5 protein-coding genes, 1 tRNA gene, 3 pseudogenes and 1 riboswitch are annotated in these 8,133 nt (G+C 64.0%); of the genes and pseudogenes, 5 read left to right on the top strand and 4 right to left on the bottom strand.

Annotated features, from left to right (window positions below; all coding sequences use genetic code 11):
* Window positions 1-118: 118 nt before the first annotated feature.
* A protein-coding gene (locus ASE90_RS07680; protein WP_156361501.1) for an IS3 family transposase occupies window positions 119-1,284 on the top strand; the annotation gives its coding sequence in 2 pieces (ribosomal slippage) (window positions 119-371 and window positions 371-1,284; 1,167 coding nt in all).
* Between the two features lie 108 nt (window positions 1,285-1,392).
* On the opposite strand, the gene ASE90_RS07675 is transcribed toward ASE90_RS07680, so the two are convergent.
* Window positions 1,393-1,466, bottom strand: a tRNA-Cys gene (locus ASE90_RS07675).
* 317 nt (window positions 1,467-1,783) lie between these two features.
* On the opposite strand from ASE90_RS07675, the pseudogene ASE90_RS19645 reads away from it, so the two are divergent.
* A pseudogene (locus tag ASE90_RS19645) lies at window positions 1,784-1,916 on the top strand (IS481 family transposase); the annotation flags it as partial.
* On the opposite strand, the pseudogene ASE90_RS07670 reads toward ASE90_RS19645, so the two are convergent.
* Together ASE90_RS07670 and ASE90_RS07665 are read right to left on the bottom strand one after the other, a co-directional pair.
* Window positions 1,916-2,653: pseudogene (locus ASE90_RS07670) on the bottom strand (transposase); the annotation flags it as partial. The pseudogenes ASE90_RS19645 and ASE90_RS07670 overlap by 1 nt on opposite strands.
* Window positions 2,654-2,710: 57 nt before the next feature.
* Window positions 2,711-2,965 (bottom strand): annotated as a pseudogene (locus tag ASE90_RS07665) (transposase); the annotation flags it as partial.
* Between the two features lie 423 nt (window positions 2,966-3,388).
* Window positions 3,389-3,470, top strand: a riboswitch (ZMP/ZTP riboswitch).
* Between the two features lie 17 nt (window positions 3,471-3,487).
* Here ASE90_RS07665 and ASE90_RS07660 point away from each other — a divergent pair.
* A complete protein-coding gene (locus ASE90_RS07660; RefSeq protein WP_235531713.1) occupies window positions 3,488-3,934 on the top strand; it encodes a LysE family translocator in 447 nt (148 codons plus the stop codon).
* A gap of 351 nt (window positions 3,935-4,285) precedes the next feature.
* Here the strand turns inward: ASE90_RS07660 and ASE90_RS07655 are convergent, their stop codons facing one another.
* Window positions 4,286-6,643, bottom strand: a complete 2,358-nt coding sequence (locus ASE90_RS07655) for a TIM-barrel domain-containing protein (RefSeq protein ID WP_055998556.1) — start codon at window positions 6,641-6,643, stop codon at window positions 4,286-4,288.
* Window positions 6,644-6,954: 311 nt separating this feature from the next.
* Between ASE90_RS07655 and ASE90_RS20580 the strand changes: the two genes are divergently transcribed.
* Window positions 6,955-7,887, top strand: coding sequence for a hypothetical protein (locus tag ASE90_RS20580; RefSeq protein ID WP_055998554.1), 933 nt, complete (start codon window positions 6,955-6,957; stop codon window positions 7,885-7,887).
* Window positions 7,797-8,033 (top strand): helix-turn-helix domain-containing protein, encoded by a 237-nt coding sequence (locus ASE90_RS20990; RefSeq protein ID WP_414888978.1) that lies wholly within the window; start codon window positions 7,797-7,799, stop codon window positions 8,031-8,033. The genes ASE90_RS20580 and ASE90_RS20990 overlap by 91 nt, the downstream gene beginning before the upstream one ends.
* Window positions 8,034-8,133 lie beyond the last annotated feature (100 nt).

The raw sequence follows: 8,133 nt of genomic DNA, 5'->3' as shown, positions 1-8,133 counted from the left end.
TCGCCCATTGGGCGTCGGTCAGAACAGATCGGTCCATCCGCAGCGTGAATCAGAAAATCCCAACCAATGGAATCCTGAAACTCAACAGGCCTTAGAGCACGTCAGAAGGAGGGACGGAATGAAGCGGAAGCAGTTTTCGGAAGAGCAGATCATCGGCGTCCTGAAGGAGGCCAAGGCGGGCGCGGTGGCAACGGAGCTGTGCCGCAAGCACGGTATGTCGAGTGCGACCTACTGCGCATGGAAAGCAAAGTTCGGCGGTCTGGAGGTATCCGACGCGAAGCGTCTGCGGTCGCCGGAAGAGGAGAACGCCCGGCTTAAACGGCTGCTCGCGGACACGATGCTGGATAACGCGGGTCTGAAGGATCTGCTGTCAAAAAAATGGTGACGCCCGCCGCGAAGCGGCAAGCAGTCGCACATCTCCAGACGACGCTGGGAATGAGCGAGCGGCGGGCGTGCACGGTCGTCGGGGCAGACCGCACGAGCATGCGGTATCGCTCGTGCCGAGCGGATGATGGCAACCTGCGGTCGCGTTTGCGTGAGCTTGCGCAGCAGCGCGGGCGGTTCGGTTATCGACGGCTGCACATCCTGCTTCGTCGGGACGGCATCACGATCAACCGCAAGAAGACCCAGCGGCTCTACCGTGAGGCGGGTTTGACGGTCAGGCGCCGGAAAGGGCGAAGGCGCTCTGTTGGCGCGCGGGGTCCCGCGCCGGTGCTGGCGCTTCCCAACCAGCGCTGGAGCCTGGACTTCGTGCACGACCAGCTCGTCACCGGTCGGCGGTTCCGCGTGCTCAACATCGTCGATGACGTTACACGGGAGTACCTTCGGGCGGTGGTGGACACGTCGATCTCGGGCCGACGGGTCGCGCGCGAACTGGCCGATCTGATCGCCGAGCGTGGCAGACTGAAGATGATCGTCAGCGACAACGGGACCGAACTCACCTCGAACGCGGTGCTCGCCTGGTCCGGCGACGTGGGCGTCGAGTGGCATTACATCGCGCCGGGCAAGTCGACGCAGAATGGTTTCGTCGAGAGCTTCAATGGTCGCATGCGCGACAAGTTGCTCAACGAGACGCTGTTCTTCACCATCGGTCAGGCCCGCTCGATCCTCGCCCGCTGGTTCGACGACTACAACACGGAGCGGCCCCACTCGGCGCCTAGCTACGCTACTCCGGCCGCGTTCGCTGCCGGGCTTGAACAGCAACGGCCGGGGTTAACCCCGCCCGTTGCTTCACCTGCGCTCATGCGCGACAACACCGGTCGGTCGCTAATTGCCGCCGGATGAAAGCATAGGGTCACGTCAGTCTGAAAAGAGCGCAACTGCTCGTTTTCAAAGTTTCCCCCGCCTGCAGATGCTCGGGTAAGCAGCCTGGTGTGAAAGCCGACATAACCCTGGAGGCGCGACCGGGAATCGAACCCGGGTGCAAGGATTTGCAGTCCTCTGCGTCACCACTCCGCCATCGCGCCTCGATACGGTGGAGCGGCCGTTTGCGTTGGTTTTCATGCCACGTCAACCCAGCGATCGCGGGATTTCACCGATGTTTGCTGCACACATGATATAAACGTTACGTGAAAGCGACATGGCTGCCCGTAGCACTAGGCCTTCGCCCTACGTTGCGCCACTGGAGGTAGCCATCTCGCGAGCGCCCTTCGTGGGGTTAGACCAATATTGTGCAGTTTTGCTTCGAGGAGAACGGTGGCGTCGCATCGCTGCGTGGCAGAACTAGGTGTTTGATCCCACGGTTTGATGGTACGATCCTTTCTTTGGAATGGAAGGAAGCCGCATGGGACAGGTACATCACGGGAGCGCCACGACCACGCACGCCGTCCGAGCAGCAATACAGCTTGTCGCAAGCTTCGCTCTTGACGCTGAGTCGTGAGCTGGGGATCAACCCAAAGACAGTCGCGAAGTGGCGTACTGCGAACTGGGCCTTTGCCATGGTCCACTCACGCGGCGGCATTCTCCACTCTTTCTCCGACCGGTTCAGGATCAGGTAGAGCAGCTTGGTGGCGGCTTCGTCGCTGGGGAAATGCCCTCGGGCACGCACGGCCCGGCGCAGTTTCGAATTGAGCGCCTCAATGGCATTCGTCGTGTAGATGATCCGCCGGACCTCGTCGGGAAAGGCGAAGAAGGGGGTGACCTCGGCCCAGGCGCGTCGCCAGCTCTGGGCAATGGCGGGGTAGCGGGTACCCCAGGGACTGGCCTCGAACGCGGTCAGTGCCAGCTCGGCGGCCTCGGCGCTGGTCGCGATGTGGAGGGCTTTGTTGCGGACCATGCCCTCGTCGCGGATCTCCACCCGCAAGGCGTCGAAGAAGACGAGCGGATAGACCGGGTCGAGCGGCCGTTGCTGCCAGATCGCCACCTCGTCGAGCACGGCGTCGGTCACCGTCGAGATCAGGTCCGGCGACACGTCGATGCCATACAGATCGTGCAGGTGCCCGGCGATCTTCCGGCTGTAACCGTCTCGCGTGTTCCCAGCACCGTCATCGCCGGCGAGGTGGTAATTTATCTCCGCGTTCAACGCGCGCTCGGTCAGTGCCTTCTTCAAAGCATCGAGCAGGCCGCCCTGAGCAAGGGCGGCGCCGGCATCACCACCTGCCAGTAGCTGGTCGAGCAAATCATTCGATAACGCAGGCTCTTTGCGTCGGGAAATATGGGGTCTCCATCTTTCCCATTATGCCCGCCCGCACACGAAATTCCTGACAGGCCCCGATACAGCCGCCTTGATGCCGTCATGGGCGTCCGAGATGATGAGTTTCACGCCCCGTAACCCACGCCTTGCGAGGCTGCGCAGGAAGTCGGTCCAGAACGTCTCTGCCTCCGATGCGCCGATCGCCATTCCCAGCACCTCGCGCCGCCCGTCGCCGTTCACGCCGACCGCGATGGTGACGGCAACTGAGACGATGCGGCCGGCCTGCCGCACCTTCAGGTACGTCGCATCGACCCAGACATACGGCCAGTCGCCTCCGATCATCTCACGGAGGAAATCGGCGTCCGCGCTCTTTCCCACCAGCACCTGCAGGTTCATCGTATCGTCGGTCGTCGGGGTCTCCGTCGGTTGGATGTCGCAACCCAAACCTATCCGAAGATCTCCGATGGCTGCCCCTCAGCTACACCACACCCCGGGGACACGACCCTTTCGCTCCCCTCTAGGATTTGCTCGAGCCGTATTGAAGCGGCTCTCATGCTCCGGCGCAGGCCGGAGCGTCGGCTATCCCATTACTTCGTCCCAAAAACGAACGGCCAGCAAGACGGCCGGGCATTCTCATTGGGATACTGGATCGAGAACGGCTCGGCGTTCCCGGAACACGTAGAAACCGGGAAACGGGAATGATCGGCCGCGTCGATCGACCCTCTTTACCGGTCGCGCCGCGCCTCTCTATCTTTCGGAACCTTACGTAACTGACGTTGAAAGATGGGGACCCATTGGGAAGCGCGGGGGTAGCTGGCCGCGCGTCTGGGCATCCTTCCCGTATGGAGAATGTAGATGCCCGAACTGACCAGCCTGCTGACCTTCGCCGTCATCGCGCTCGGCATGGTCCTGACGCCGGGACCGAACATGGTGTACATCATATCGCGGTCGATCTGTCAGGGCAGAACTGCCGGCATGATCTCGCTGGGCGGCGTCTCCCTTGGATTCGTGTTCTACATGCTGTGTGCCGCATTCGGCATCACCGCCTTCGTGCGGATGGTGCCCTGTGCCTACGACACCATCCGCATCGCCGGCGCCCTCTATCTGCTGTGGCTTGCGGGGCAGGCGGTCCGTCCCGGTGGCCGCTCGCCGTTCGAGGTCAGGGACTTGCCCGAGGACGGGCCGCGCACACTCTTCCTCATGGGCTTTCTGACGAACCTCCTGAACCCGAAAATCGCCGTGATGTACCTGTCCCTGCTGCCGCAATTCATCGATCCGGCGCGGGGCAGCGTGCTGGGGTAGGCTCTCGTCCTGGGGACGGTTCAGATCGTCATCAGCGTCTTCGTCAACGCCATGATTGCGGTGTCGGCCGCGTCGATCGCTGTGTTCCTCACTCGGCGTCCGACATTCGCGCTCGTCCAGCGCTGGGTGACGGGAACGGTACTGGCCAGCCTGGCCGTCAGGATGGCGACGCAAGCGCGCCGGTAGTCGGGATGATTGCTCGCTTACCGTTGGCGCGTTGCCAGCGGTGAGCGAAAGGGGTGGAACACTCCCCTTTGGGGATCGAGACATGAGAATGGATCGACCTTCCTGAAAATCTGTCGTCACGCTCTTCCCGAACTGCGGGGATACATTCGCAATGCTATTTCCCCGTCATTCGAGCCGCACCGTGACCGGTCGGCCGGCATATCGGATGTTCGCGTCGCGCGGCATCGATGCAACGGCCTTGCCGCCCGCGATCTGGACGATCCGGAATACCCTGTCCCGCGTCATGCCGGGATAACGTCCCTTGCGAGCGCCGATTGTCAGCGTGCCCGCCCGGTCGTCCAGCGCAAGCTCGATCGTGGCGTGCTCGCCGCGCCGCCATCCTTCGCCGTCGCCGGCATCGTCGTACAGGGTGAAGCGTCCATCGGCGCCGCGATAGACACGCAGTTCGATCGGCCGGTCCGGCGACTGGTCGGCATATTGGACGGGCGCGCCGAGTGGCAGGATCGTGCCGGCCGCGACATGGAGCGGAATGCGACCGATCGGGGCCGCGACCGTCACCCGCCGGCCCCCTGTTTGCCGCTCTCCGGTCCAGAAATCGTACCAGTCGCGCCCGGCGGGCAGGATGACGTCGCGCGCGACCGCGCCTTTTTCCACCACCGGGCTGACCAGCAGGGTGCGGCCGAACAGATACTGGTCGCGCACGTCGCGCACCGCCTGGTCCGCGGGAAAGGCCATGCCGAGCGGGTAGAGGAACGACGCGCCCCGATCGGTGACCTGCCAAGACAAGGCATAGAGGAACGGCAGCAGGCGATAGCGCAGCGTCACCGCGTCGAGCAGTGGACCGCGGCTTTCCTCGGGGAAGCTGTAGAGCTCCTTGCCCTCGCCGGTGCCGTGGATGCGGAACATTGGGTTGAACACCGCGAATTGCAGCCAGCGCGTGAACAGCTCCTGATAAGCCGGGTCTTTCGGACTGCCGCCGAAAAAGCCGCCAATGTCCGCGGACCAATAGGGAATGCCACTCATCGAAAAGTTGACTGCGGCGGGGACCTGCCGGCGGAAGACGTCCCAGCGCCCGGCCACGTCGCCCGACCACGTGACGGCCGCGTTACGCTGCTGTCCCGCCCACGCGGAGCGGGTCAGGATGATCGGCCGTTTGCCCGAAACGTCGCGCGTCATTCCGTCATGCACTGCCGTCGTGTGCATCAGCGGGTAGGCGTTATAGACGACCGCACCCGAGCCGAGCGCCGTGGTGACGTCGCGCATCTCGCCCGTGCGCCCACCCAGTTCCGCCTCGCTGCCGTCGAGCCAATAGCCGTCGAAACCAATCGGACCGATGCGCTGCGATATCTGTTGCCAATAGAGCGTACGGGCGCGCGCGGAAAAGGCGTCGTACCAGCGGCCTTCCCCGGCAGGATATACGTTCGGGTAGGTCCGCGCATATAGTCCACCGATCGCGTCGAGCGCCTTCGTGGTATCCAGCCCGGCATCGAAGCGTGGCCAGACCGAAACGATGCTGTGGACGTTCTGGCGATGCAGCGTGTCGAGCATCGCCTTTGGATCCGGGAAGCGCGCCGGATCGAAACGCTGGCTGCCCCATTCGCCCGGCTTCCAATATTGCCAGTCCTGCACCACCGCATCGAGCGGGATGCCGCGGCGGCGATATTCGGCCGCGACGCCCAGCAGTTCGGCTTGCGAGATATAGCGTTCCTTGGATTGCCACAGACCCCAGGTCCAGCGCGCCATCAGCGGCGCCTGTCCGGTAAGCTGGCGATATGCGCCGATGATGTCGTCCACGTCCGGTCCGGCGAACAGGAAATAGTCCACGCCGCTGCCGGCCTGCGACCGGAAAACGATACGGTCGACGGCCTGCGGGGTCGTGACCGCGACATCGGTCACCGCCGGATTGTTCCAGAACAGGCCATAGCCGGCCGTGGACACGAGGACCGGTACGCCGACATCGGTATTCGCCTGCTGAAGCCTGACCGTCGTACCGCGATAGTCGAGCAGCCCCGCCTGATGCTGGCCAAGGCCGTAAATCGCCTGATCGCTACCGACCTCGAAGCGCTGCTGCACCGCGCCATCGGGATCAGGTACATCGCCGAACCGGCGTGTCGCGGGATCAGCTTCGCCAATGATCGGCTTGTCGTCCACCCCGCGCAGCGACACCATGCCGGTCCTTTTATCGACGGCAATGCGCATCGCCGGGGTGGCGAGCACATAGCGGCCGGCTTCCTCGGCCATTGTCCATGCGACGCCGCGTGGCGTGCCGATCACGGCAAGCCCCGGCGCGATCGTGTCATTCGTTCTCGACACCGTGACACGGACGACGCGGTCGGCCCACATGGTAACGCGCAGCATCCCGTCGGGAACGCGGAAGCTGGCACCCTCAGCGGTTCTGGCCGCCAGCACCGCACCAGCCTGCGGTGCCTGTTCTGCGGACTGCCAAGGCACCTGTGCCGCGATCGGCATTGCCCACGACGCCAGCATCGCTGCCGCCAAGCCGGCCTTTCCATGCTGCATCATTCCCCGCCCCCTCGACATCGACGACCGCCCTTCACGTTGGCCGCATTCATGTCAGACAAATCGGAGATCAGCAAGGTGGCCGGTCGCACCTTCGGCTAGCGTTCCAGAGGGTGCCATCGTCGGGTTCGGCAGCCTGGTCCCGGCGATCGAGACATTCCCGCAAGCGATCGGGAGAAGAGAATGCGCCAGCGTTCTCGCAACCCGCCCGGCCTCGTATTTCGAGGACCCCTAGGCGGCAGCGCCTGTACACCTCAATCGCCCATTGACGTTGCCGATATGGCGAGGCTGATAGTCGCGTGAATATCGGTCCTATGTCCCTTATCCTCGGTCTGTTCGAGGTGCAGATGCTGGTGTTGGCGGCTGCCATCATCGGGCGGGGCGGGGTGGCGCTGCGCTCTCTCGGTGCTTTGCTGGTAGTCCTGTGCGGCGTGCTGACGCCGTTCACTATCGGCTATGCGGGCTTCTACGATCGATGGCCGTGGCTTTCGTTCGCGCCGTTCGCCGTTCCTCTGGCGATGGGGCCATTGCTCTATGCGCACCTGAACGCCCTGATCTTCGATCGCCCGATACCCCGTTGGCACGCCGCGTTGCCGGTGGCCCAGTTCGCCTATCAGGCTGTCGCTTTCTGCCTGCCGCTCGATTTGCGTGGCGCGTTCGACCGGCAGGTGCAGCGCCCCTGGCTCGACCCGATTCTGGCGGCGCTGCTGCTCGTGTCGATGGTCGGATATGCCGTCGCCGGCCTGCGCGCGTTGCGCCGGCATCGAGGCTGGCTCATGGCACGCCGATCCGACCTCGCCGCGGCAAAGCGCGTGCGAGCGGTGCTGATCGCCTATGCCGTGATCGTGACGGTGCGAACGGGATACCTGATCGCGGATGCGTTGATCGCGCCGCTGTCCTACTTCGACATGTTCGGTTTCTACGTCGTGCTCGCGGTCGTCGGCAATTACCTGGCCATCGAGGGCTGGCGGCAGGCGGACGCCCTGCCGCAGCCGATCGTGGAGCCGGTCGAGCGCGATTGGCGACCGATCGCGGCCGGGTGGATGGACCGGATCGAGGCGCAGGAATGGTGGCGCGATCCGGACCTCGATCTTGCCGGGCTGGCCCGCAGGCTGGGGACCAACACCGCCTATCTGTCCCGCGGCCTCAACGAGGGCTGGGGCTGGGGTTCGCCGAAGCGATCAACGGGCTGCGCGTCGAGCATGTCGCCTCCCGCCTGCGGGACGGCGCCGATGGCGATATCCTGACGCTCGCGATCGATGCCGGCTTCGGATCGAAGGCGACGTTCAACCGCGTCTTCAAGGAGCGGTTCGGCGTCACGCCCTCGGCCTATCGCCGCGTCTCAACCGACAAAAACGACGCGGCACGCCCGGATTTGCAGCGCACCACCTGACTGGACTTGCCCCGGAAAAGTGGAGAGTTCTCCTTAAGGTGAAAGGCGAACTCGATGACGAAGCAGCGACGGTTCACGAAGGAATTTGAAAACGAAGCGG

Source organism: Sphingomonas sp. Leaf67, from assembly GCF_001421965.1.
Classification (GTDB): Bacteria; Pseudomonadota; Alphaproteobacteria; order Sphingomonadales; family Sphingomonadaceae; genus Sphingomonas.
The sequence above is the reverse complement of the archived record's forward strand: the minus strand, read 5'-3'. Positions and strand labels throughout refer to the sequence as shown.